The sequence below is a fragment of the Virgibacillus carmonensis genome (assembly GCF_057836705.1).
In genome coordinates this window covers 56,375-82,089 of sequence record NZ_JBYQFJ010000014.1, presented here as the reverse complement: position 1 = coordinate 82,089, position 25,715 = coordinate 56,375, and the positions used below count along the sequence as shown (strand labels likewise).

The window sequence follows — 25,715 nt, the reverse complement described above, 5'->3', positions numbered from 1 at the left end:
TGCTCTCCTTCTTTTCCTATTCTAATTAGTCATTTTAAAAAGTGTTAATAGATTATCCGATGCTTCTTGATAAGATGAATTTATAATGTTTTTTTTGATTGTTTCAATAAGGCCCGGTGCTTTAGGGTCGGTCACTGTTAAAACTTTAACATCGCCATTAAACATTTCACTCATCATTGTCTTTGCTTGATCAAAATTATCAAGACTTTCTTCTTGTGACCCTTCAACTCCTTCAGGTTCACCCTTGCCAGACATACCTTCTGTTCCGCTTAGAAGATCGCTTTGCATATGATCATATTGGTGTGATGTAGTTTGCTCTTCTTCCCTTGCCAGAATCACGGAATCATCTACGACGAACACCTTTACACCAGTAATGCCTTCACTTTCTAAAATAGATTCAAAAAAGGAAGAAACACCACCTTCATGAATACCCGAGCTTCCAATAGAACCATAAATGTCTTGTCCCATTCCATCGTATGTTGATCCATGTTCATTGGTTGTTTCCGTCTTTTCACCAGTTTCACTTGGGATTAGTGATGGATCATTTAGATTAGTGTCTGATTGATGATGAGAGACATTATTTATATCCGTACCATTTGAATCATTTGTATCTGTCGCTTCTTCTTGTTGACCCCCATTACAAGCAGAAAGCACTAACGCTATACTAAACGCAAAGGTCATCAAAATTATTTTCCAGGGTTTTTTCATAAACTTACCTCCATATTAATACTTACTCGTATATTACCCAATATTTTTTTATGTATGATTGGTTATTTTTGGTGGCATAATAACTGCGAATTAATTTTAATGGATAAAAGAGGTGATTTCTTTGACTGATGACAAAAATAAGAAACAATCGGAGAGCGAAAGATTATCTCGCAGAAAGTTTATTAAAAACTCTGGGTATGCGGTTGGTGGCTTAGCAGTAGGCGGAGTAATTGGTAGTGTTATTCCGTGGGATACTGAGGAAAAAACGGCACCACAAACCAATAACAAGAATAACAAAACAACAAACTTTACTCATGCCTTAATGAATTTTAGTCAGGCAGAGTTTAAAATGGTTGATGCTGCGACGGAAAGAATTTTCCCGGAGGATGAAAATGGGCCGGGAGCTAAAGAGTTAGGAGTGGCCTATTATATTGACCATCAATTAGCTGGCTCCTATGGACTAAATGCTAGAGATTATATGCAACCACCGTTTTATCATGGTGAAAAAGTTCAAGGCTATCAGGGCAGACTTAGGCGAAAAGAAATTTTTCGTATTGCTTTAAAAGAGATGCAAAGTTATAGCCAAAAGAAATATAAAAAGGGCTTTATTAGTTTAACGGAAGAGGAACAAGAAGCGGTTTTGACAGACTTTGCAGAAGACAAAGTTAAGTTAATGACAGTTTCTCCGAGTGGCTTTTTTGAATTACTTCGGAGTATGACTCTAGAAGGGGTATACAGTGACCCATTATATAGTGGAAACAAAGATATGGATGGATGGAGAATGAGGAATTATCCAGGTAATCAAATGAGTTATACAGATATCATTGAGGAAGATTTTAAGGATATACCTCCAAAAAGTCTTCGCGAACATATGTAATTAAGAAAAGCGGAGGCGACTGGTTAACGGCGTACAAATAGATAGACCTGTGAAGAGTACGTCGAATTTTACGTACATTTCATCAGGAATGACTATTTGCTAGGCGCTAGGAGCCGCAGCTAGACAAGAAAAGCGAAGGCGACTGTTCTGGAGTGACACGCATAAAAGCAGCGATAAGCGCAAAGATTATATTTTCTATTTTTAAAATAAGAGGTGAGCAAAAATGGTTAAAAAAATGCCGAAAACGGATGTAGTGGTTGTCGGAGTTGGCTGGGGTGGCGGTATTATTGCATCCGAGCTTACAAAGCAAGGACTCAATGTTGTAGGTCTTGAACGAGGACAAGAAAGACAAACGGAAGATTATTATATGGTTCATGATGAACTCCGTTATGCTGTTCGTTATGAATTGATGCAGGATTTATCAAAGGAAACACTGTCTTTCCGCAGTAATGGAAAAATGCGAGCACTGCCAATGCGTCAGTATGGTTCGTTTCTAATGGGAACTGGCCTTGGAGGGGCGGGAATCCATTGGAATGGTCAAACATTTCGCTTCCTACCCTATGATTTTAATATTCGTAGTGCAACGATTGAACGTTATGGAAAGAATAAGATTCCAGCCGACATGACGATTCAGGACTGGGGAATTACGTACGATGAAATAGAGCCATATTATGATAAATTTGAAAAAATGGCAGGGATATCGGGTGAAGAAAACCCACTTGGCGGAAAGCGTTCAAGTGCTTACCCTACAAAACCAATGAAACACTCACCACAAATGAAAATGTTCAAAGAAGCAACAGAAAAGTTAAATTATCATCCTTATACTATACCTTCTGCCAATTTATCAGAGCCATATGAAAATCCAGATGGTATATCAAGAGCGGCTTGTCAATATTGTGGGTATTGTGAGCGGTTTGGTTGTGAGTATGGTGCAAAAGCGGATCCTGTCGTTACTGTAATTCCAGTTGCGGCGAAGACTGGAAAATTTGATCTCAGAACACATTCTTGGGTTAGAAGAGTATTACATAACGGTGAGAAAGCAACAGGTGTACTCTATACCGATGTGACTACAGGTGAAGAAATTGAACAGCCTGCAGATGTTGTTGTTCTGACTAGTTATGTATTCAACAATGCTAGATTGTTGTTGAATTCGAAAATAGGCCGTCCGTATAACCCTTCTACAGGTGAAGGTGTTATTGGTAAAAATTACGCTTACCAGGTTGTTAAAGGCGCTGCAACAGGTTATTTTGATGATCAAAAGTTTAACAACTTTGCAGGTGCAGGTGCACTTGGGATGGTGATTGATGATTTCAATGGAGATAATTTTGACCATTCTAATGTAAACTTCATTCATGGTGGTTATCTGAGTATTACACAAACGGGGCTCAGGCCAATTCAAAACAATCCGATACCAAGCGATTCACCAACCTGGGGTAAGGAATTTAAGAAAAACTCGCTAAACTATGTAAATAGGACACTGGGTATAGGAGCGATGGGAGCAAGTTTGCCATACAAACAGCATTACCTGGATCTTGACCCAACGTATACAGACACGTTTGGTGATCCAATCATTCGGATGACCTATGATTTTAGAGACCAGGATCGTGAGCTTGCAAAATTTACTGCAAAAAAATCAAGTGAAATTATGAAGGAAATGGGAGCAAGTAAGGTTGATTCCATGAAAGAACTTGGTCCGTATAATATTACAACGTATCAATCCACCCATAATACTGGCGGGGTAATCATGGGCGCCGATTCGGAAACGTCAGCGGTTAATAATTATTTACAAATGTGGGATATGGATAACCTGTTTGTGGTTGGTGCTTCTGCTTTTCCACATAATGGTGGTTATAATCCGACAGATACAGTTGGTGCGTTAGCTTATCGCGCTGCAGAAGGAATTATGAAGTACAGCAAGAGCGGCGAGAAGCTCGCTTAATATCTAGGAAAAAATATAACCGATAAATGGAAAGAAGGTGTTAGAAAAATGCTTTCAAACATTGGTGTACCAGGATTAATCATTATTCTGGTTATTACCTTAATTATTTTCGGTCCAAAAAAGCTTCCAGAGATTGGATCAGCATTTGGAAAAACGCTGTCGGAATTCAAACGGACAACCAGTGGTATTATGAGCGATGAGGAAGACGATACAACTAAGTCCGAAAAAAGTCATTCAAAGGTCTGACGTTTCTACCTGAAACTAAAAGGAACTATCTTTTATATTTGGATAGTTCCTTTTATTGCACGATAAAACAGACCAGATCACGAGCATCCAGTCTGTTAAAATTTATTCTTTAGTTCCATCGTCTTTAGAGGATCTCTCATATTCTTTTTTAACATCTGGTTCATCTGAGCTAAATTCGGTACTAAACTTTCGACCATTCATTCCATTTTCGCGTTGATTTGTTTCCTCTAAAACATTTCTTTCCATATACATATGGAAAAACACTTCGCCTACAGCAATTACTACAGCACTTATAAGTGAAGCCATGACAATTGGAATGTTTTCCTCGATAACGCCTCCACCAAAAAGCCAAATGATAATAAATGCAAGGCCAAGATCTGCAAGGGTTGCTACTGTATTACTTGTGTGAGGTAAAACGTACATATCGCCTAAATAGGAAACCCCTGTCAAAACTAAGCTAATTAGAAGAACATCGCCAAAATCAACTCCATAAATCAGAGATAAGACCACAAATAACACTGCTGTACACATGACAAACTTCGTTAGTAACGCTTTTACGTGCTCCATTCATTTTTCCTCCTTTCGGAAAGGGTTAAATTAAAAATTTGAGAGCATTTCTTATCTTTTCCTGATACGTTACAAATATACGGTAATTTGTCTATTACGTATAAACAACGTAACTTCAAAAAAACCGCCACATCCTATTCAATGACGTGACGGTTGTTGTTCGTATGTATAATAAGATCCAAACGTTTGGACGGAGCAATTCAGCACAGTAAGCTCTTCTATCGCACCTTTCATCATCGAATGATCTTCTGATTCCAAAACATCAATGATGAAAAAGTAATTGCCGAGCCCTGTTTTCAATGGCCTCGATTCAATTTTACTCAAATTGAGCCTTCGCCAAGCGAATACGGATAAAATCTGATGTAGCATTCCTGAATGATCATCTTCGGGTAGTTTCACCATCAAAGTCGTTTTAGTTTTAGCGGAACGCCCTTTGTTTTCCAAACTTTCTTTCTGTGTCGATAATACGGCGAATCGCGTATGGTTGAAATCGAAATCATGGATATTTTCCTCTGCGATATGTAATCCGTATGTTTCAGCTGCTAACCTATTTCCTATCGCAGCAATTTTTTCATCTGGGTTTTCAGAAATATATTTGGCAGCGGCTGCTGTCGATGTCATTTGGATAAGCGGAACACGACGGAATTTGTTCTGCAAATATTTATGACATTGGGCAAGCGCATGTGGATGGGAATTAATGGATTCAACTTCATTGACAAAACGAGCTTGTTTATCATTGACCATCAAATGTTGTTGAATCGGTGTTGAAATTTCCGCATTGATGAACAATTTACTTCCATGAAACAAGTAATCAATTGTCATCGGAACGGATCCTTCCAACGCATTTTCGAGTGGGACAACTGCATAAGCAACATGACCTGATTCCACAGCCTCAATACAATCCGGAATTGTTGGGTGTGGCATTAACCCTGATGTTCCGAAAAGAGTATTTGCGGCAACGTGTGTAAATGATGCCTCTGGCCCCAGATAAGCGACTAATGGTAACTTTTTGTCTAACATAAAATAATCCTCCTTCATCACCAATTTTTCGTATATACAGTATAGCATCTTCAGGACAAGCAGTGGTGATAATATCCACTAACTTCCGCTTTTATTCTAATGGGAAATGTTAAAATTATAGTGGTATGTAGAGGAAGGCAGGAAAAACTAACTTTTCAAACAGGAAAGGACCGAGCTTTATTCGAAGCTGGTCCTTTAGTATCATCCAAGGATTTTTTCCCGCCGTTCGACCCCATATTACTAAATGGGGCGAACTCAGGTTTATTCATTTGACAATTTAAACAAATCAAGAATTTTAAAGAATATGCTTAACATAATTGCTACAATTGTTGCTAAGCCCATACCTGTAAGAGCAACATCTCCCAACTGTATCGTCGCACCGCTTATTCCGATTACGAGAACTACAGTAGTAAGAATTAAGTTTTGTGAACGGCTGTAGTCAACTTTGGCTTCTACTAACATCCTTATACCACTTGCTGCGATAATCCCGAATAAAAGAATGGAAATTCCGCCCATGACTGGTGCTGGAATGGATGAGATGAGTGCTGCTAGTTTACCGCAGAATGAAAGGATAATTGCTACTACTGCTGCCATTCCAATAATCCATGTGGAGTATACGCGTGTAATAGCTAATACACCGATATTTTCTCCATAAGTTGTATTCGGTGTTGCACCGAATAAACTGGAGATGATAGTTGAGATACCATTTCCCATTAACGAACGGTCAAGTCCAGGATCTTTTGTTAAATCCTTCTTTACAATATTTCCTGTTACAAATAAGTGTCCGATGTGCTCAGGAATAAGGACCAGTGCAGCAGGTAAGATGACAAGAATCGCTGACCAGTCAATCTTCATTTGGTAAAAGGTAGGCATCGAAATCCAGGCAGCCTCTTGAACCTTTGTTAAATCAACAAGTCCGAAAGAGTAAGCAATAAAATAACCAGCGACAATTCCAATAAGGATAGGAATAATTTTTAAAAATCCTCGTAGTGTTACCCAACAAATAATAGTTATTGCTAAAGTTAAGAAAGCGACAAGTGCTACTTTCGAATCAATAGCCCATGTTGCATCAGCCCCTGCTGGAGCAATCCAACCTGCCATTTCCGCTGCTGTTGGTACAAGTTCGAGACCGATTACTGCAACGATCGCGCCCATTGCTGCAGGTGGAAAGATAACATCTATCCATCCTGTTCCGGCAACTTTTACAATCATGGCAACAAGGGTCAACACAATACCTACAGCTAAAAATCCACCAAGAACATAACTATATCCTGTGCCGCCTGAGTATTGTCCTAACACAACAAAAACTGGTGAAAGGAAAGCAAAGCTAGATCCTAAATACGCTGGTATTTTTCCTTTTGTTATAACTAAGTAGATCAAAGTTCCAACCCCGTTCATTAAAAGAATGGTTGCAGGATTGATACCAAACAATACAGGAACTAGTACGGTTGACCCAAACATTGCGAATAAATGCTGTATGCTAAGTGGTAAGCTTTGTAAAAATGGTAAACGTTCATCAACTTGGATTTCATGTTGAGCCATTTCTTTTCCCCCTTTAAAAATGCGGTTCATCCGTTACGATTTATAACAAAAAAACACCTTGCCTAATTATGGCAAGGTGCAGTGTACAAATAAAGGGCTCGCAAAGGAAAAAAGTCCTTCCCGAGTTTTATTTAAAAACAGATCTTTATCTGTTCCACCTTGCCAGTCTCACAGGACTGAATTAAAGGTAACCGTATGAACTATCTTAGCTATTATGACAATTTCTGCGGGTTGTGTCAATCGTTTTTTGATTTGGAAATATTTTCATCAAACAGTTGAGTGGAGAACGCATAGGCATCTTGACCACTTCATATTATGAAAGGGGAGGTGACTAATTTTGGTAAATAACCAGAATGTTCACAATTACGGCGGTTTAACGTATCCGTATGACATGCTCTCCATCATACGTAATGGTTTGCCAGAAGCTTCTAATCCGAAGAAAGTTACCATTATCGGTGCAGGAATGGCAGGACTAGTTGCAGCATCATTATTAAAAGATGCCGGCCATCATGTGACCATCCTAGAAGGAAATGATCGAATTGGTGGTAGAATTTATACAGTTCGCAAGCCATTCACGCCGGGAAATTACCTAGACATGGGTGCCATGCGGTTTCCGGAAACACATCAATTAGTAAAGGAGTATATTCAAAAGTTTGACCTACCAACTAATCCATTCATAAACACTTCTGAGGACGATCTTCTATTTGTTAATGGGGTTCTAACTACAGCTGTCTATTATGAAAAACATCCTGATGTATTGCAATTTCCATTACCTCCTGAAGAACAAGGGAAAACCGCTAGGGATCTATTGTTATCTGCTGTCCAGCCATTTCTTAACCTTTATAACAACAGTGATCCTGAGCAACAAGAACGATTACGGGAAAAGTTTGATCGTTATTCATTTGATGACTTTCTTAGATTTAATCCGCTAGGTAATAGCCTTTCAGCAAATGCGATTCGCGAAATTAAGGTAGTTTTAGGAATTGAGGGATTTCCCGATTATTCTTTTGTGGATATTTTACTCGATATTGTTGGTACAATTTTTAATGAAGATATGACGTATTATGAAGTTACTGGTGGAAATGATTTACTCCCAAAGTCTTTATTTCCGCAGTTACAAGAGAATATATTTTTTAACCAAAAAGTAAATCAAATTATTCAAAAAGAGGATGGAGTTACAGTAACTGCTTGTGATTTATTGACCGGCCAATACCGTGCATTCGATGCAGACTACACAATTGTTACCGTTCCATATTCTGTGTTTCAATTTATCGATGTGTATCCATATCATTCGTTTTCCTACAAGAAGTGGAAAGTGATTCGTGAACTAAATTTGGTAGCCTCTGTCAAAATAGGTTTGGAATTTAAATCGAAATTTTGGGAGAGTGCAGGGGTGGGAAATATCATTACTGATTTTCCTACACGTTTTACGTATAATCCTAGTCATAATATTGGTGTGGCAGGCCCAGGTGTAATGTTAGCAAGCTATAGCTGGGGAGAGAATGCGATGCTATGGAACAGCTTAAATGAAAAAGGTAGAATCCGTGAGGCGCTGGATGGTTTATATAAAATATACGGGGAGCAGGTATATACGGAATTTCTGCAAGGAGCTACATTTAGCTGGAGTCAGAATCAATTCTCAGCAGGGTGTTTTACCTTATTCACTCCAAACCAGTTGTCTGATTTCGGTGACGCTATTTATCTACCTGAAGGAAGAGTTCATTTTGCAGGGGAACATACATCAAGTTTCCACGGCTGGGTTGAGGGCGCAATAGAATCAGGTATTCGATCAGCATATGAGGTGAATGGTAGAAAGGATTAATTTTTTCATCAAGAAAAAAGCTAGCTCCAACTGGAACTAGCTTTTAGAAAAACTTCGCCATCCGTTAGTTAGAATCAAACGAATGCCGGGTTTTTCTATAGGTCTTTTTTCTGATAGAGGAATGATGATATTGTTTTTTGCTGGAAGCAGTTTTATGAATTAATAACCACCGCCACCGCCAAAGCCGCCGCCTACATAGCCGCCTGCTCCGACAATAATAAGCAAGATAAACAGAACTACGATTAAAGCAAAACCGCCGCCATTATTTCCACCGTAACTCATTAATGTTTCCCCCTTTCACAGTAGGATTAATACATAATATGTACGAACGACGATTCTGTATTGGACAGATGTTGATATTTGTAAGAATTGGGTGTTATTCTGTAAAAGTATTCCTTATAGGCTTTTCTATCGCGCGATTACATATAAAAAAGGTTATAATAAATATTGAAGGTTGATAAGGATATCAGCACACGTTGCGATAAATCAACGTTCATTCGTGGATATCAACACAAAATAGAGAGGATATTAAATTATGGCCAATGACATAAATGAAGCATTTAAAAATAACATGAAACCTTTTTTGCAAGAGGCATGGCTTGTTTCCGGATTTGAAGAACCAACCGTAATTCAAAAAAAAACAAGCTCTATTATCGGAGAAGGGCATGACGTCATTGCCGAGGCGCCTACTGGAAGTGGAAAGACACTTGCTTATCTGTTACCTTTGTTACAAAAAATTGACGTAACTAAAAAACAGGTTCAAGTTGTTATTTTGGCATCTAGCCATGAACTCGTGATGCAAATACATCAGGAAATTCAAAAGTGGGCAAAGAGCGGTGGAATTTCAAGTGTTGCCTTGATAGGTGGAGCAAACATTAATCGGCAAATAGATAAATTAAAAAAGAAACCGCAAATTGTGGCTGGCACACCAGGACGAGTCCTTGAATTAATCACAAAGAAAAAAATAAAAATGCATGAGGTACAAACGCTAGTTTTGGATGAAGCGGATCAATTAATAGTTCCAGAACATTTGAACACAGTTGAAAACATTATTAAAAGTACACTTAAGGATCGACAGTTATTGTTATTTTCAGCAACACTTCCGCAAGCAACAGAAGATGTTGCGCTAGCCTATATGAAAGACCCAGCAATCATCCGGGTACACGAATCAGAAACGAACAAGCCAAAAGTTGAACATGTGTATCTGATTTGTGAATCCCGGGAAAAGATGGATTTACTCAAAAAGATTATAAACATACCCGATGCTAAGGTGCTAGCATTCATGCGTGATATCGGAAACCTATCAGTCTTAGCTGAAAAGCTAACATATAGAGGCTTAACGGTTGGAGTCCTACATAGTGATACACGTAAGGAAGAGCGAGCAAAGGCATTAAAGGCATTCCGAACGTCGGATAAGGCTTTGCTACTTGCAACTGACGTAGCCGCACGAGGCTTAGATATCGATGATTTATCGTATGTTGTCAATGTTGATTTGCCAAAAGATAGCATACAATACAAACATCGCGCTGGTCGTACTGGACGATTAGGATCAGCCGGAGGAACGGTCGTCTCGTTAATCGAACCGTATGAATTAAAGCAGCTACAAAAATATCTGGGGGAATTAGGTGTGGATCTGCAGGAAAAAGTTATACATGCAGGGAGTCTTATAAATCCGAGGTAATGTAATTGGAGTTGCGCGTATATGGGAAGTCTGTGGGGGAATCTCAACTGAGCTTCCTTTTTGTTTGAGAAAAAATAATTATCTATAACCTGAGCGATGTTTTTTTAATTTACTATTGACTCGTTCTTTATAAAGAACTATTATAGTAATAACGAGAAATACTCAAAAATAATCTGCATGATAATTACAAAAACACATAACAATAATGTACATGGAAATTCAACTAATTTTTTTGGATTAAACGTTCGTTATATAGAATCAATGTGTCTATTTAACAGGAGGAACTAATGAGTAAATTAAAACAAGATAAATTAATCGGCGGTATTAAAGAAAAAGAAATTAATTTAAAGGATTACTTTGTATTAATAAAGAAACGAATTTGGATTGTAATCGTGATTGCAATACTTACAACATTGGCTGGATACTTTTTTAGCAACATCAACAATACTCCGCTATATCAGACTTCAACAAGGATTATTATAGGTTCATCAGAAAGTGGAGGGGATATGCAGACCCTTATGGTCATGATTAAGGATCCAATAATTATGGAGAAGGTAAAAGATGAGTTACAACTGACACGACCTGCTGAAGTAATAGCAGGGGGAATTAGTGTTGAGGTGATAGACGATTCTCGTGTAGTGAAAATTTCTGTTATTGATCAAGATGCTAAAATGGCAGTGGCGATTGCAAATACAACGGCAGAAGTATTCAAGCGTGAGATTGTAAATATTTTGGACTTTAGAGAAGTTCAATTATTATCCGATGCAAAAGAAAATCCTGATCCAATTAATGAAACACAAAATCGAACAACCATAATCGGATTAGTCTTTGGGATTTTTGTTGGGATAGGGTTAGTATTTTTGTTAGATTCCTTAGACGTTACTGTTAAGCGAGAGAGTGAAGTGGAAGAAATACTGGGAGTACCTGTAATAGGCATTATTTCTAATATGAACAAAAAAAAAGTAGTGTCGAAAAAGGTAAACGTACCAGTCGCAGAATCAAGGGGGGATACGGTTGATATTTAAAAGAAAACGAAGGGATACTAGTAAAAGAAGTCAACTTATTACATATTCCAATCCAGATTCTGTGGTATCTGACCAATTCCGGGCGATTCGAACGAACATTAATTTTCTAACAGAAAAAAGAAAGAATAGAATATTTATCATAACTTCCCCTGGCGATGGAGAAGGAAAATCAACTACAACAGCAAATTTGGCAGTTTCAATGGCTCAACAAAATGAAAGCATACTTTTGATTGATGCAAATTTAAGAGATCCTATTATTCATGATGTATTTAAAATCCCAAATGATCTTGGATTAACGAGTATACTCACTGGTAAGGTTAAGTTGGCAGATGCAGTTCAGCGAACGGGGATTGGTAACCTTGAGATACTAACTAGTGGGGCAACGTTGTTTAACCCAGCAGAATTATTAGGGAATGAACAAATGACTTTGTTATTAAGAACAGTAGCTGATACGTATGATATTGTACTGATTGATTCTCCACCTGTACTAGAGTCGACAGAGACGAGGGTATTAGCAAATCAATGTGACGGTGTTGTATTAGTTTTAAATCGTGGGAAAACAGAGCTAGAAAAAACTGTCGAATCCAGACGGGTATTAGAGTTAGCCCATGCAAGACTCGTAGGTGCAATCATCAATGAGAAGTAGATATATTTTGGCTGTTTTCTAAAAGTTTGTTGTTATTAAATGAAAAAGTGTTGCTGTAAGGAAGATGAATGCGCATCAGAAGTGGAAATATGCGAGACTCCTGGGGGGAAGATCAAGCTACGCAAGACCCCACAAACGAGGAACCAGCTGAGGAGGCTTGCTAAAAGAGCCTATTTTTTTAACTTCACTGTTCTTTATTAAGAATAAATCGTGCGTTTTATCGTGTATGTCTAGCTCCAGCATTCTGAGAGCAGCGACGTTTTCTTATATTTGGTGATGCCTACTTACCGTTATCAATGAAGGCACTCGGTCATGCTGTGGGTTGTCATAAACCTTAGACGCGTTTGTTGTCGGTAGTGTGGTGTGAGGGTGGGTTGAATGCCCCTATTTTTTTACATACGATTTACAACTAAAAAAGAAGGAGGAGGCCTATGACATACCGACAAAGATTGTCTTTATTTATCATACTTGATTCCTTTATTGTACTAGCAGCTATTTTTATTAGTGGATTCTTGGTGAACGGAAGCATCCACATCCTAACACTTCCAATAATCGTTAGTTCGATTGTAATCTTATTCAGCCATCACTTTTTCTCTGTAAAACTAAAGCTTTATAAAAAAGCGTGGGAGTATGCAAGTGTAGGAGAATTAATCATTATTTTTAAGATCGTGACCTATTCTATCCTTTCTGCGATGATCATTCAGCAAATCTTAGTACAAGAAACTTATTTAAGGTTGCTTGCTGTCACGTGGACACTTCATATGTTGTTAATAGGTGGATCGCGATTTGTGTGGAGGCTGTATCGAGATTCCATTATAAATAAGACAAATGATAAAAACAGAACATTAATCATTGGTGCTGGTTCAGCAGGGATAATGGTAGCAAGACAACTTTTGAAGGATAACGACAGCCATTTAGTACCTGTTGCTTTTATCGATGATAATGTAAAAAAGCATCACCTAGATATTTTAGGTATCCCAGTTATTGGTGGTGTCGATAAAATTGCGAATGCGGTTACGGATCTGGACATAGAAAATATAATCATTTCCATCCCTTCGTTAAGCAAAAAAGAATTAAACACCATTTTTCTGGAATGTGCAAAAACGAAAGCGAAAACGAAAATACTGCCATTGTTGGAGGATTTGGTCACAGGTAAAATATCAGTCAACCAATTCCGTGATATTCAAGTGGAGGACCTTTTAGGTAGGGATCCGGTTGATATGGATATTGAAAGCATTTCTGAAGATATTACAGGCAATGTGGTTTTAGTTACTGGCGCAGGTGGTTCGATTGGTTCTGAAGTATCACGACAGATTTCACTGTTTAGGCCTAAGCAACTAATTTTACTTGGTCATGGTGAGAATAGTATTTATTCGATTGAAATGGAACTAAAAGAAACCTATAAAGAAAGCCAAATTGAATTTATAACGGAAATAGCTGACGTCCAAGATGTTAAGAAAATAATGGCCATTATGAGAGACCATCAACCTGATGTGGTATACCATGCTGCAGCACATAAGCATGTTCCGCTGATGGAGCGTAACCCAGAGGAGGCAGTGAAAAACAATTTGATTGGCACGTTGAATGTAGCCAAAGCAGCGGATTGGAACAATGTAACTACATTTGTAATGGTTTCAACAGATAAAGCAGTCAACCCAACCAGTGTCATGGGCGCAACAAAAAAACTGGCAGAAATGATTGTACAGGGTATGGATCAAACAAGTAATACAAAATTTGTTGCTGTTCGTTTTGGCAATGTGTTAGGAAGTCGGGGAAGTGTAATCCCGTTGTTTAAAAAACAAATTGAAAAAGGGGGGCCAATTACCGTAACCCACCCAAACATGGTTCGCTATTTTATGACCATCCCCGAAGCATCAAGACTGGTCATTCAAGCCGGTGCATTGGCCCATGGAGGAGAGGTATTTGTATTAGATATGGGTGATCCGGTAAAAATAGTGGATCTTGCAAAAAATCTAATCAAATTATCTGGCAACGCTATTGATGAAATTGGGATAGAATTTACGGGAATAAGGCCAGGAGAAAAGCTTTTTGAAGAGTTACTGAAAGATGATGAAGTCCATGAACAACAGGTTTATCCGAAAATTTATATTGGGAAAACAGCTGAGCTCTACCTGGAGGAGATTGATGAAATCATATCCATCTATTCCAATTTAGACAGAGAGACACTAAGGGGAAAACTAGTCGGATTGGCAAATCAAACAATGACAACGACCCAGAAATCTGCCATGTCCGTATCAATCTAAATGGGGTGTAGTAAATGAAAGTAAAGAAAGCCATTATACCAGCAGCTGGACTTGGAACCAGATTCCTTCCAGCAACAAAAGCTATGCCTAAAGAGATGTTGCCGATTGTTGATAAACCGACGATTCAATACATTGTGGAAGAGGCAATAGAATCCGGGATTGAGGATATTATCATTGTGACTGGTAAAGGAAAAAGAGCGATTGAAGACCACTTTGATCATTCATTCGAGTTAGAACAGAATTTATTTGAAAAAGGAAAAATTGATTTATTAAATGAGGTGCAAAAATCTTCAAACTTAGTTGATATTCATTATATTCGTCAAAAAGAACCAAAAGGGTTAGGTCACGCAATCTGGTGTGCACGTAAGTTTATTGGTGAAGAACCTTTTGCCGTTTTATTGGGAGATGACATTGTAGAAGCGGAGACACCCTGCCTGAAGCAAATGATCAATCAATATAATCGTTATCATGCTTCTATTTTAGGCGTACAACAGGTGGAAGAATCAGAGGTCTCTAGGTATGGAATCGTTGACGGTAGTATGATTGATAACCGTTTATACAACGTTGGCAATCTAATTGAAAAGCCAAGGCAGGAAGTGGCCCCTTCTAATCTAGCTATTCTAGGCCGCTATATTTTAAGCCCAAGAATTTTTAATATTTTACAAAACCAGAAGCCTGGGGCAGGGGACGAAATACAACTTACAGATGCAATTGCTGCACTTAATAAACATGAAGCGGTTTATGCTTATGATTTTGAAGGGACCAGGTACGATGTCGGGGATAAAATGGGATATATTCAGACGACAATAGAATTCGCTTTAAAACGAGGAAATTTGAAAAAAGAGTTGCTGGATTATCTTTCCTCTGTAGTTGAAAGAGAGTTAGCAAGCCAAATTGGTGATAAACATGGCTGAAAAAATTCTGTTTTGTGCAACAGTGGACTATCATTTTAAAGCTTTTCACTTGCCATATATGAAATGGTTTAAAGAACAAGGATGGGAAGTTCATATTGCTGCAGCAGGAGAATTAGATTTAGCATACACCGATCACAAGTACACGATTCCGTTTCAACGATCACCATATAACCGTTCGAACATAAAAGCATACAAAAATCTTAAAAAAATAATGGCTCAAAATAATTATGACATCATCCACTGTCATACACCAATAGGCGGATTAATAGGCCGTCTTGCCGCAAGAGAGATCAGAAACCAAGGAACAAAGGTTATTTATACAGCACATGGATTTCATTTTTGCAAAGGAGCACCATTAATTAATTGGCTTCTTTATTATCCGATTGAAAAATGGCTGTCGTATTATACGGACTGCTTAATCACCATTAATCAGGAAGACTATCAGTTAGCCAAAAATCAATTTAAGGCAAAACAGGTTGAACATGTTCATGGAGTGGGAATCGACAACAACCGTTTTACACCAGTAACCGATAACAGAAAAATAGAGTTGAAGAAGTCATTTGGCTACAAAGCCGATGACTTTTTATTGTTTTATGCTGCGGAATTTAACAGAAATAAAAATCAGAATTTCCTACTTCGTTCGTTAGCTTTGGTAAAAGATGAAGTTCCGAACGCAAAGCTTTTATTTGCTGGAGAGGGAATGCTACTTGAAAGTTGTCTGGAACAAGCAAAAACGCTTGGAATCAGTCATATGGTTGATTTCCTGGGATTTCGAAGTGATATCCATAAACTGGTTCCAATGTGCGATATTGCCGTTGCTTCTAGTTTTCGTGAAGGTTTACCAGTAAATATCATGGAAGCCATGGCATGTGGCTTGCCAGTAGTTGCAGTTGATAATAGAGGCCATAGAGAACTCATACACAATAACGAGAATGGTTGGTTAGTCGAAAATAATGATATTGACCTATTTTCTGAAAAGGTAGTTCAGCTTGCGTCAGATAAAAGGTTAAAAGAAAATTTCGGAGAAAACGGCCGGGATTTAGTTTTAACCACATATTGCACCAATAAAGTATTAGCTGAAAAAAGTCGCATTTATACAACCTATATGGAAAAAAGGAGGGAGCCGGAATGGGCAGTCCAATAAGGGTACTGCATGTTGTTGTCAATATGAATCGTGGTGGAGCAGAAACATTAATTATGAACCTGTATCGTAATATGGATCGCTCAAAAGTTCAATTTGACTTTTTGACGTGTAAAGAAGGTGTATTTGATTCAGAAATAGTTGCAATGGGTGGGAAAGTCTATCGTATTCCTTATATAACTGAGGTAGGACATAGCGGTTATATACAAAAAATAGACCAGTTTCTAAACAGAACAAGATCATCCTATCAAATTGTCCATGCGCACATGGATAAAATGAGTGGGTTTGTTCTTCGTTCAGCTAAGAAAGCCAATATACCAATTAGAATTGCCCATAGTCATAACACGAGGAGTGAGGGGGGATTCGCAACAAAAATGTATAAGTGGTATGCGGGAAGTAAGATTAAGCCAAATGCAACTCATTTCTACGCATGTTCACACGCCGCAGCTAAGTGGTTATATAGAGACACAACACTGAAAAACTTCATTTTAAAGAATGGAATTGTAACGGATAAATTCCAATATGCAGCCAGTACCCGTAAACGAATCAGAAAAGAGTTAAAAATTGATAAGGATACATTGATAATTGGTCATGTCGGGAGATTTTCTCATCAAAAAAATCACCTATTTTTATTAGATATATTTAATCGTGTCAATAAAGAACTGCCAAATTCACAGCTACTACTAGCTGGAGATGGCCCGTTAAAAGATAAAATTATCGAAAAGATAAACTATTTGAACCTAGAGGACAATGTGAAGCTGCTTGGTGTAAGAGAAGATATTAATGTATTATTACAAGCTTTTGATTTGTTTATCTTTCCTTCGTTACATGAGGGATTACCAGTAACGTTGATTGAAGCGCAGGGGTCGGGGTTACCCTGCTTGATATCTAACGCGATTACAGAGGAAGTTGACATGGGGGTAGGCATGGTACACTCTCTTCCATTAACAGATAGAACTATCTGGACAGAAAAGGTTATTAAACTAGCTAATTGTGACAGATCAAGAACAATAGCTCGTGATGCCTTATTGAAAAAGGGCTATGATATACGACAAACGGCAGGGCTTGCACAAACATCTTATTTAGAGTTAGGTGAGAAACTAATATGAAGAAACTGACGATATTCACTCCTACTTATAATCGAGCATACTGTCTTACTAACTGTTATCAACGTTTAAAGCAACAAACTTGTAAAGACTTCGTTTGGTTAATTATTGACGATGGCTCAACTGATTACACAAAAGAATTAGTTGGAAGTTGGATCAAAGAGAACTTAATCCACATCAACTACCATTGGCAAAACAACCAAGGAATGCATGGCGCGCATAACACGGCATATGAACGAATTGAGACGGAATTAAATGTTTGTATTGATTCAGATGATTATATGCCGGAGAATGCAGTGGAAAAGATCCTTACGTTTTGGCGAAAATATGGAAATGATAATGTGAGTGGCATGATTGGCCTCGATGCTGATAATGAAAATAGAATAATTGGTACTAAATTACCGGAACATCTAAAAAGCTCCACGTTGTTTGATCTCTATTATAAACAAGGTGTAACTGGAGATAAGAAGCTTGTTTATCGTACAGCGTTAACAAAGAACTATCCGTATCCAATTTTCACGAATGAAAGGTATGTAGGATTGGCATATAAATACTACATGCTAGATAAGGATTATCAACTGTTACTCATGAATGAGGTACTTTGCTGTGTGGAATATCTTCCTGATGGCTCATCGCGTAACATGTTCCATCAATATCGAAAAAATCCAAGAGGTTTTGCCTTTTATCGTAAAGCGCTGATGAACTTACCATTTACTAATCCATTATTTAAGTTTAAGCAAGCCATACATTATGTATCTAGTAGTCTTATGAGCAGAAATTGGTCATTTTTATTCGAAACGCCTTATAAGATTCTAACAATTTTAGCTGTTCCATTCGGCCTGCTTTTATACGTATATGTTACATCTAAAACCCGGGTGGTATAAATGACGTTACTTTGGATTAATCTTGCCATCGTTTTTACTTGTTCGTTTTTCGCAAGATACTTTGCGACATCTGTCCAGAATACCGCGACATCACCTGTTCCAATAAAGCCAAACAAGTTATTAATAGGTTGCGCACTTGTTTCCATAGTAGCAATTTCAGGTCTTCGGTCGAATATTGGTGACACGTTTTTTTATAAATATTCCTATGAACTAAAGGAATTCACCTGGGAACTCATTATATCCCAAAAGGATATTGGATTTGGCGTTCTGCAAATGCTATTAAAAAACTATGTATCTGAAGATCCACAAATTTTGATTTTCGCTACTGCTTTGATTACGAATGTCATTATTTTTCTGGTCTTATACAACTACTCAAGGATGATTGAGTTAAGTTTATATGTGTATATAACAGGTGGTTTATTCTTAGTATCCATGAATGGAATTAGGCAGGTTCTTGCTGCAGCTATCGCCTTTGCAGCTACAAAGTTTTTAATAGAAGGAAATTGGATTAAATATTTTCTCGTTATTCTTCTGGCATCATTATTTCATCAAAGTGCACTTATCTTGTTGCCAATTTACTTTATTGTCAGATTCAAAGCATGGTCAAAACCAACTTTGGCATTATTAATTATAGCGGTTCTTATTGTCATAGGGTTCGATAAATTTTCTGCACTCTTATTCACCGCGATTGAGGATACACAATATGGACACTATAAAAATTTTGCTGAAGGCGGAGCAAATAGCTTACGGGTAGCTGTAGATTTGGTGCCACTTCTGTTTGCTTATTTAGGAAGAGAAAAATTGAGAAGGATTTTCCCTGAAAGTGATTATATGGTAAATATGGCCTTACTAGGATTCGTTTTTATGATGATCTCAACACAAAATTGGATTTTTGCCCGTTTTTCCATTTATTTTGGATTATATCAATTAATCCTGATCTCTTGGGTTGTGAAGGTATTCAGGGAAAAGGATGAGAAAATTATTTACTATGGAATTTTAGTGTGTTACCTTGCTTATTACTTTTATGAAAATGTTGTTAGTTTAAATATCTTATATGAAAGTGATTACTTAATCTTTTAGAATAAGGAGGAATAAATAGATGGCAATACTTGTAACAGGTGGGGCAGGCTATATAGGAAGTCATACCTGTGTAGAGCTTCTGAACGCTGGATATGAAATTGTTGTAGTAGACAATTTTTCAAATAGCAACCCAGAAGCATTAAAACGCATAACTGAAATTACAGGTAAGCAATTTAAGAAATATCAAGTGGACCTATTGAACAAAGAAAGTGTCGAGCAAATCTTTTCTGAAAATAAAATCAATGCAGTCATTCATTTAGCAGGTTTGAAGGCTGTAGGTGAATCTGTTGCAGTTCCGCTGAAATATTACCAAAACAATGTTACTGGAACCATTAATTTGGCTGATGCAATGAAGAGATATAAGGTGAAGAAGCTTGTATTCAGCTCATCAGCGACGGTTTATGGTGCAACAGATCAAGTGCCAATTGAAGAGGATACACCTCTAGAGGCGGTAAATCCATACGGACGTACGAAGCAAATGATCGAGGATATCCTTAGAGATTTATATGGCTCAGATTCTACTTGGAATATTGCCTTATTACGATACTTTAATCCGATCGGAGCCCATGATAGTGGTCGGATAGGCGAAGATCCTAATGGAATCCCGAATAACCTAATGCCATATATTTCACAAGTGGCGATCGGAAAATTACAGCAACTGAATGTTTTTGGAAATGATTACCCAACAAAAGATGGAACCGGGATAAGAGATTATATCCATGTAGTGGATTTAGCGATAGGTCATGTAAAAGCTCTAGAGAAGGTCGAGTCAACAAGTGGTATTGATGCTTACAATCTGGGTACGGGTTATGGGTATAGTGTGTTAGAGGTGGTTGAAGCATTTGAAAAGGCATCTGGAAGCAATATTCCGTATGTCATAAAAGATCGTCGACCAGGCGATGCTCCTATATGCTTTGCGGATCCCACGAAAGCAAAAAAACAACTGGGTTGGCAAGCGACAAGAGAAATTAATGTTATGTGTGAGGATACCTGGAGATGGCAACAAAACAATCCAAACGGGTACGAGAAAATACTACAACCAATAACAAAAAGTGGAAGACCGGTGCGAAGTCAAGCAGCGGTTTTTTTAATGTCCGAATAAGCAGGAGGGGAGGGACTTAGTATATTGAAACACGTAATCGATTTAGTCATTTCATTGTTTCTGTTAATGGTCTTTTTACCGATTATGGTTATTGTTGCACTAATTGTAAGAATTAACATGGGTGCCCCGATAGTTTTTACACAGCAAAGACCAGGATTACATGGAAAGCCTTTTAACCTTTACAAGTTTCGCACAATGGTCAACTTACATGGTGAAGGGACAGATCAAATAAGGCTAACAGCCCTTGGTAAAATCCTAAGGAAATTTAGTTTGGATGAACTTCCACAACTCATCAATGTGCTGAAAGGTGATATGAGCTTAGTTGGACCACGGCCATTGTTAATGGAGTATTTGTCACTATACTCGAAAGAACAGGAGCTACGACATAATGTAAAGCCAGGGATTACTGGGTGGGCACAAGTGAATGGTAGAAATAAGGTCACCTGGTCAGAAAAGTTTACCCTAGACATATGGTATGTAAAAAATCGGAGCACACTTCTGGATTTTAAAATCTTGCTTTCTACGATAAGTAAAGTTCTAAAAAAAGAAGGTATTAACCACCAAGGTTCCGTGCCAATGGAAAAATTCAAAGGTTCAAATGAAGTGATATAAGATGAAAATAATAATGGTGGGAAATGGTGGACATAGCAGGGTCATACAAGAAATGGTTTTTTCTACAAAGGCAAATAAAATTATAGCTATTTTGGATGATAAGTATGAACATGGCTTTCAAGAAAAAGGAATTATTCATGCTCCAATTTCTTTCTTAGGAAAACTACTTAAAGCCGATACTAAAGTCGTGGTTGCAATTGGAAGGAATGACATTAGAAAAAAGATCGTTAAAACCCTAAATTTATTGCCGCAGCATTATGTATCAGTTATTCATCCGACAGCAGTTGTAAGCACCTCTGCCACAATAGGATATGGAACCGTTATTATGCCTCATGCTGTTATAAATGCCGAGGCTGAAGTTGGCATGCATTGTATCATCAACACGGGAGGAATCGTGGAGCATGACAATGAAATTGGAGACTATACCCATATTTCCCCAAATGCAACGTTGACGGGAAATGTGACTACTGGTGAAGGAGTACATGTTGGATCGTCAGCAACGATTATCCCGGGAATGCATCTTGGTAGATGGTCGGTTATTGGAGCAGGCTCTACAGTAATAGAGCATATCCCAGCTTATAGCAAAGCTGTAGGATGTCCAACAAAAATTATCGAAAGAATATTGATGAAATAAAATCTAGATGGAAAGATGGTGGTTTTATATGACCAATCCCAGAATACATCTTTCTCCGCCACATATGAGTGGGAGAGAACAATATTATATTATGGATGCATTTAAAACGAATTGGATTGCCCCCTTAGGACCAAATGTGGATGGGTTTGAAAAAGAAATCGCAGCGTTTGTAGGAGCTGATGAAGCTGTTGCCCTAAGTTCTGGGACTGCAGCAATTCATTTGGCTCTTTCTTTATTAGGTGTGACAAAAGGAGATACAGTATTTTGTTCCACCCTTACTTTTGTTGCAAGTGCTAATCCAATTTTATATCAAGGAGCTGAACCAGTATTTATTGATTCAGAACCTGATACATGGAATATGTCACCTTTTGCTCTTAGGAAAGCATTGAATGATGCTGCACTTAAAGGAAACCTTCCAAAGGCAATCATTATTGTCAATTTATATGGTCAAAGTGCAAGGATGGATGAGCTTCAATTAATATGTAACTACTATAAGGTACCAATTATTGAGGATGCCGCAGAATCACTTGGCTCAACTTACAAAGGTAAGCAGAGTGGTACATTTGGCAAGTTTGGAATTTATTCTTTTAATGGAAACAAAATTATTACAACATCTGGTGGTGGGATGCTTGTATCGGATGATACAGAAGCAATGAAACGGGCACGTTTTTTAGCAACTCAGGCCCGTGACCCAGCGCCTTATTATCAGCATAGTGTAATCGGATTTAATTATCGAATGAGTAATCTGTTGGCTGGAGTTGGAAGGGCACAATTAAAGGTGCTAGAAAATCGGGTGAAGGCAAGAAGACGTATATTTGAGCGGTATTATCATGCATTATCAGGTTTAAATGGAATTGACTTTATGCCTGAATTAACAGGAACTAGATCCAATCGGTGGCTTACTGCCTTAACGATTAAAGAGGAAGAGTTGGGAGTGTCTGTTAAACAATTAGTGGAATCACTAAATGCAGAAAACATAGAAGCGCGTCATGTATGGAAACCACTTCACATGCAGCCACTTTTCAGTGATGTTAGATACTTTCCACATGATAGAGAAGAAAATGTTGCAGAAAGTCTATTTCATTCAGGATTATGTCTTCCATCAGGATCAAGTCTAACGGAAGAAGAACAAAATCGAGTAATCCACTGTTTTAAGGATACGGTAAATCACGTGCAGAACAATAGAGAATTATATTATTTAAGAAAACACGAGGTATAGATGAATGATAGGAAAAAACATACAGGGATTACGGAAAAGTAAGGGGCTAACATTGTCTGAGCTCGCCATACGCGCAACTATATCTAAATCCTATTTGAGCAACATTGAACGTAACATTAACACAAATCCATCTGTACAAATCATGGAAAAAATAGCATCTGTATTAGATGTCGATCTCAGAACATTGATAGAAACTGATTCCGAATACCATGCCTATCCAGAAAATGAATGGCTTGATTTTGTAAACGATCTAAAAGAATCTGGTGTAGAGAAAGAGCAACTTCAGGAATTTAAAACAGTAATTGAATTTGCTAAATGGCAGAAAAATAAATTAGAAGGAAAGTGAATTTCTGTAATAAGGAGGAGTGATAGTGGAAGACGCAAAATCAATGAGAGTTCTTCATGTTGTTGGAGCAATGAATCGAGCAGGAACAGAAACGATGTTAATGAATATCTATCGAAATATTGACCGTGAAAAAGTAACGTTTGATTTTATTTCTTATAGCGAGCAAGAAGCACACTATGATAAGGAAATTGAACGATTAGGTGGGAGGGTAATAAGGTTATCGAAGACGCAATCTGTTAAACAACTTTATCAGGTTATTAGACAGTACGGACCATATGACGTTGTTCATGCACATACGTTGTTTCATTGTGGAGTTGCAAATATGGCTGCATTTATAGCAGGTACAAAAGTAAGAATAGCCCATGCACACACGACTGCAGATGATGATTTTAGTTTTTTAAGGAAAAGCTACATTACGTTAATGCGTTATATAATTAGCACCTTTTCTACGAATTTATTGGCCTGTAGTAATGGAGCGGGGAAATATTTATTTGGAGTAAATGGAGTAACTAAACAAAAATATTCCTATTTTCCAAACCCAATTGATTACGTAACATTTCTAAAAGAGCCAAAAATAGAAGTTACCAAATTCAAAGTGGAAAAAGGATTTGGAACTAGTTTGGTAATTGGTCATATTGGAAGATTTATAGAAGCAAAAAATCATGCGTTTTTATTACAAGTAATGAAACGTGTTGTCAAGAAAGACCCTACAATTAAGTTGTTGTTAGTGGGAGATGGGGACTTAAGACAACAAGTAGAAAAAGAAGCTAAAAAAGAGGATCTGCACAAAAATATCAGGTTTGTAGGAATACAAAACAACATATCAACTATGCTGCATTGTATGGATGTATTTGTTTTCCCATCTATATATGAAGGATTAGGTCTAGTTTTATTAGAAGCCCAGGCGAGTGGAGTGCCGTGTGTGGTATCAGAGGCCATTCAGCCAGAGGCAAACCTGGAAATAGGCTTGGTTTCAAAGCTTTCATTAGTTGATGGACCTGATGTTTGGGCTCAGAGGATACTAGAAGTAGCAAATGAAAAAGAAAAAAATACAGATAAAATTATAGAAACATTTGAAAAAAAAGGATATTCACTGACTAAAGGAATTTCGAGTTTGATGAATATCTACAAGTATAGTGATGGTGGTGCGCATGAAAAATATAGTAATCGCTTCCTTTGATATGGAGGTTGGAGGAGTTGAAAGAAGTCTTATCAGTTTGCTTAATAACTTTGATTACAACAATTATAAAATAGATCTTATGTTATACAGTCATACAGGTGATTTTATGGATTTGCTTCCAAATGGACCAAATCTACTTGAAGAATCCAAAACCTATAAAACGTTTAGAATGTCTATCGGACAAATCTTGAAATCTGGAAAGCCTGTAATGGGGCTGGCAAGGATTCTGGCGAAGTACAAAGCCACTGCAGATAGTTTATCAGAATGTGGATATAAGCAAATGCAGTACATGTGGAAGTACGCATTACCACTTTTACCGAAGTTAGAAAAGACTTACGATGTGGCGATTAGTTACTTATGGCCACATTACTTTGTTGCAGAAAAGGTGAAAGCAAGAACTAAAATCGCTTGGATACACACTGACTTTTCAACAGTAGAGACGGATATAGAAATAGACATAAAAATGTGGAATAAATTTAATTATATTGTAGCGGTATCTAATGATTGTAGAAATGCATTTATCTCTAAGTATCCAATTTTAGAAAAAAAGGTAAAGGTCATTGAAAATATTACCTCACCCGACTTTGTGACAACCTTATCGAATGAAAAAATGGAAAATCCAATGCATGCAGATCCCCGGTTTAAAGTGATAACGGTAGCTAGATTATCACATGCAAAGGGAATCGACAATGCAGTTAAGGCTTTAAAAGTATTAAAAGATAGAGGCAATGATGATATCGCTTGGTATGTGGTTGGGTATGGTGGAGATGAGGAAATGCTACGGAAGTTAATAGCTAAGAACAACTTGGATGAATCATTTATACTTCTAGGAAAAAAGACGAATCCGTATCCATTTATGAAAGCGGCAGATCTTTACGTGCAGCCATCTAGGTATGAGGGGAAAGCTGTAACTGTCGGTGAAGCTCAAATACTAGCAAAGCCGGTTATGATAACCAATTATCCAACTGCACAAAGTCAGGTCAAAGATGGATTTGATGGCTATATTTGTGAATTGTCTGTTGAAGGAATAGCGGATGGAATAGAAAAACTCTATCTGAACACTGAGTTTAGAGAAAAGCTGGCTACTAACTGCACAAGGAATAACTATCATAATGGTGAAGAATTAGAGAAACTATACCAATTAGTTTAGGAGGAACAAT

General features: G+C 37.7%; 25 protein-coding genes. 20 read left to right on the top strand and 5 right to left on the bottom strand.

Annotation, left to right across the window (positions count from 1 at the left end; all coding sequences use genetic code 11):
* Positions 1-21: 21 nt before the first annotated feature.
* Positions 22-708 carry a hypothetical protein gene (locus tag AC3G7N_RS12510; protein ID WP_489422495.1) on the bottom strand — a complete coding sequence of 229 codons (687 nt, stop codon included), beginning with the start codon at positions 706-708 and terminating at the stop codon, positions 22-24.
* 121 nt (positions 709-829) lie between these two features.
* Between AC3G7N_RS12510 and AC3G7N_RS12505 the strand changes: the two genes are divergently transcribed.
* From AC3G7N_RS12505 to AC3G7N_RS12495, 3 genes are all read left to right on the top strand, one after another.
* Complete coding sequence (locus AC3G7N_RS12505; protein WP_489422494.1) at positions 830-1,585, top strand: gluconate 2-dehydrogenase subunit 3 family protein; 756 nt, start codon at positions 830-832, stop codon at positions 1,583-1,585.
* Between the two features lie 223 nt (positions 1,586-1,808).
* A complete protein-coding gene (locus AC3G7N_RS12500; protein ID WP_489422493.1) occupies positions 1,809-3,524 on the top strand; it encodes a GMC family oxidoreductase in 1,716 nt (571 codons plus the stop codon).
* Between the two features lie 48 nt (positions 3,525-3,572).
* A complete protein-coding gene (locus AC3G7N_RS12495) occupies positions 3,573-3,770 on the top strand; it encodes a twin-arginine translocase TatA/TatE family subunit (protein WP_489422492.1) in 198 nt (65 codons plus the stop codon).
* 102 nt (positions 3,771-3,872) lie between these two features.
* Here the strand turns inward: AC3G7N_RS12495 and AC3G7N_RS12490 are convergent, their stop codons facing one another.
* From AC3G7N_RS12490 to uraA, 3 genes are all read right to left on the bottom strand, one after another.
* Positions 3,873-4,337, bottom strand: a complete 465-nt coding sequence (locus tag AC3G7N_RS12490; protein WP_489422491.1) for a YndM family protein — start codon at positions 4,335-4,337, stop codon at positions 3,873-3,875.
* 138 nt (positions 4,338-4,475) lie between these two features.
* A complete protein-coding gene (gene pheA / locus AC3G7N_RS12485; protein WP_489422490.1) occupies positions 4,476-5,357 on the bottom strand; it encodes a prephenate dehydratase in 882 nt (293 codons plus the stop codon).
* Positions 5,358-5,618: 261 nt separating this feature from the next.
* Entirely contained in the window at positions 5,619-6,899 is a 1,281-nt protein-coding gene (uraA, locus tag AC3G7N_RS12480; RefSeq protein WP_489422489.1) for a uracil permease, read from the bottom strand.
* 337 nt (positions 6,900-7,236) lie between these two features.
* On the opposite strand from uraA, the gene AC3G7N_RS12475 reads away from it, so the two are divergent.
* Complete coding sequence (locus tag AC3G7N_RS12475; protein ID WP_489422488.1) at positions 7,237-8,721, top strand: flavin monoamine oxidase family protein; 1,485 nt, start codon at positions 7,237-7,239, stop codon at positions 8,719-8,721.
* Between the two features lie 159 nt (positions 8,722-8,880).
* On the opposite strand, the gene AC3G7N_RS12470 is transcribed toward AC3G7N_RS12475, so the two are convergent.
* Positions 8,881-9,003 carry a YjcZ family sporulation protein gene (locus AC3G7N_RS12470; protein WP_089532853.1) on the bottom strand — a complete coding sequence of 41 codons (123 nt, stop codon included), beginning with the start codon at positions 9,001-9,003 and terminating at the stop codon, positions 8,881-8,883.
* A 253-nt stretch (positions 9,004-9,256) separates the two neighbouring features.
* On the opposite strand from AC3G7N_RS12470, the gene AC3G7N_RS12465 reads away from it, so the two are divergent.
* From AC3G7N_RS12465 to AC3G7N_RS12390, 16 genes are all read left to right on the top strand, one after another.
* Positions 9,257-10,402, top strand: coding sequence for a DEAD/DEAH box helicase (locus tag AC3G7N_RS12465; protein ID WP_489422487.1), 1,146 nt, complete (start codon positions 9,257-9,259; stop codon positions 10,400-10,402).
* A gap of 287 nt (positions 10,403-10,689) precedes the next feature.
* Entirely contained in the window at positions 10,690-11,427 is a 738-nt protein-coding gene (locus tag AC3G7N_RS12460) for a YveK family protein (RefSeq protein ID WP_489422486.1), read from the top strand.
* On the top strand, positions 11,417-12,073 hold the full coding sequence (locus AC3G7N_RS12455; protein WP_489422485.1) for a CpsD/CapB family tyrosine-protein kinase: 657 nt from the start codon (positions 11,417-11,419) through the stop codon (positions 12,071-12,073). Before AC3G7N_RS12460 ends, AC3G7N_RS12455 begins: the two co-directional genes overlap by 11 nt.
* A gap of 431 nt (positions 12,074-12,504) precedes the next feature.
* Positions 12,505-14,337: a polysaccharide biosynthesis protein gene (locus AC3G7N_RS12450; protein ID WP_489422484.1), complete on the top strand. Its 1,833-nt coding sequence runs from the start codon at positions 12,505-12,507 to the stop codon at positions 14,335-14,337.
* A 14-nt stretch (positions 14,338-14,351) separates the two neighbouring features.
* Positions 14,352-15,251 (top strand): UTP--glucose-1-phosphate uridylyltransferase GalU, encoded by a 900-nt coding sequence (gene galU / locus AC3G7N_RS12445; protein WP_489422483.1) that lies wholly within the window; start codon positions 14,352-14,354, stop codon positions 15,249-15,251.
* On the top strand, positions 15,244-16,395 hold the full coding sequence (locus AC3G7N_RS12440; RefSeq protein WP_489422482.1) for a glycosyltransferase family 4 protein: 1,152 nt from the start codon (positions 15,244-15,246) through the stop codon (positions 16,393-16,395). Before galU ends, AC3G7N_RS12440 begins: the two co-directional genes overlap by 8 nt.
* Positions 16,380-17,501 carry a glycosyltransferase family 1 protein gene (locus tag AC3G7N_RS12435; protein WP_489422481.1) on the top strand — a complete coding sequence of 374 codons (1,122 nt, stop codon included), beginning with the start codon at positions 16,380-16,382 and terminating at the stop codon, positions 17,499-17,501. Before AC3G7N_RS12440 ends, AC3G7N_RS12435 begins: the two co-directional genes overlap by 16 nt.
* Complete coding sequence (locus tag AC3G7N_RS12430; RefSeq protein WP_489422480.1) at positions 17,498-18,382, top strand: glycosyltransferase family 2 protein; 885 nt, start codon at positions 17,498-17,500, stop codon at positions 18,380-18,382. Before AC3G7N_RS12435 ends, AC3G7N_RS12430 begins: the two co-directional genes overlap by 4 nt.
* The gene (locus AC3G7N_RS12425) at positions 18,383-19,462 is read left to right on the top strand and encodes an EpsG family protein (RefSeq protein ID WP_489422479.1); all 1,080 of its coding nucleotides are present in this window, start codon (positions 18,383-18,385) and stop codon (positions 19,460-19,462) included.
* A 19-nt stretch (positions 19,463-19,481) separates the two neighbouring features.
* Positions 19,482-20,564 (top strand): UDP-glucose 4-epimerase GalE, encoded by a 1,083-nt coding sequence (gene galE / locus AC3G7N_RS12420; RefSeq protein WP_489422478.1) that lies wholly within the window; start codon positions 19,482-19,484, stop codon positions 20,562-20,564.
* A gap of 24 nt (positions 20,565-20,588) precedes the next feature.
* On the top strand, positions 20,589-21,176 hold the full coding sequence (locus AC3G7N_RS12415; RefSeq protein ID WP_489422477.1) for a sugar transferase: 588 nt from the start codon (positions 20,589-20,591) through the stop codon (positions 21,174-21,176).
* Position 21,177: 1 nt separating this feature from the next.
* Positions 21,178-21,810 (top strand): acetyltransferase, encoded by a 633-nt coding sequence (locus AC3G7N_RS12410; RefSeq protein ID WP_489422476.1) that lies wholly within the window; start codon positions 21,178-21,180, stop codon positions 21,808-21,810.
* A 28-nt stretch (positions 21,811-21,838) separates the two neighbouring features.
* The gene (locus AC3G7N_RS12405; protein WP_489422475.1) at positions 21,839-23,029 is read left to right on the top strand and encodes a DegT/DnrJ/EryC1/StrS family aminotransferase; all 1,191 of its coding nucleotides are present in this window, start codon (positions 21,839-21,841) and stop codon (positions 23,027-23,029) included.
* Between the two features lie 4 nt (positions 23,030-23,033).
* Complete coding sequence (locus tag AC3G7N_RS12400; RefSeq protein ID WP_489422474.1) at positions 23,034-23,375, top strand: helix-turn-helix domain-containing protein; 342 nt, start codon at positions 23,034-23,036, stop codon at positions 23,373-23,375.
* A gap of 25 nt (positions 23,376-23,400) precedes the next feature.
* Positions 23,401-24,555, top strand: coding sequence for a glycosyltransferase family 1 protein (locus AC3G7N_RS12395; protein WP_489422473.1), 1,155 nt, complete (start codon positions 23,401-23,403; stop codon positions 24,553-24,555).
* Positions 24,527-25,705: a glycosyltransferase gene (locus AC3G7N_RS12390; RefSeq protein ID WP_489422472.1), complete on the top strand. Its 1,179-nt coding sequence runs from the start codon at positions 24,527-24,529 to the stop codon at positions 25,703-25,705. The genes AC3G7N_RS12395 and AC3G7N_RS12390 overlap by 29 nt, the downstream gene beginning before the upstream one ends.
* Positions 25,706-25,715 lie beyond the last annotated feature (10 nt).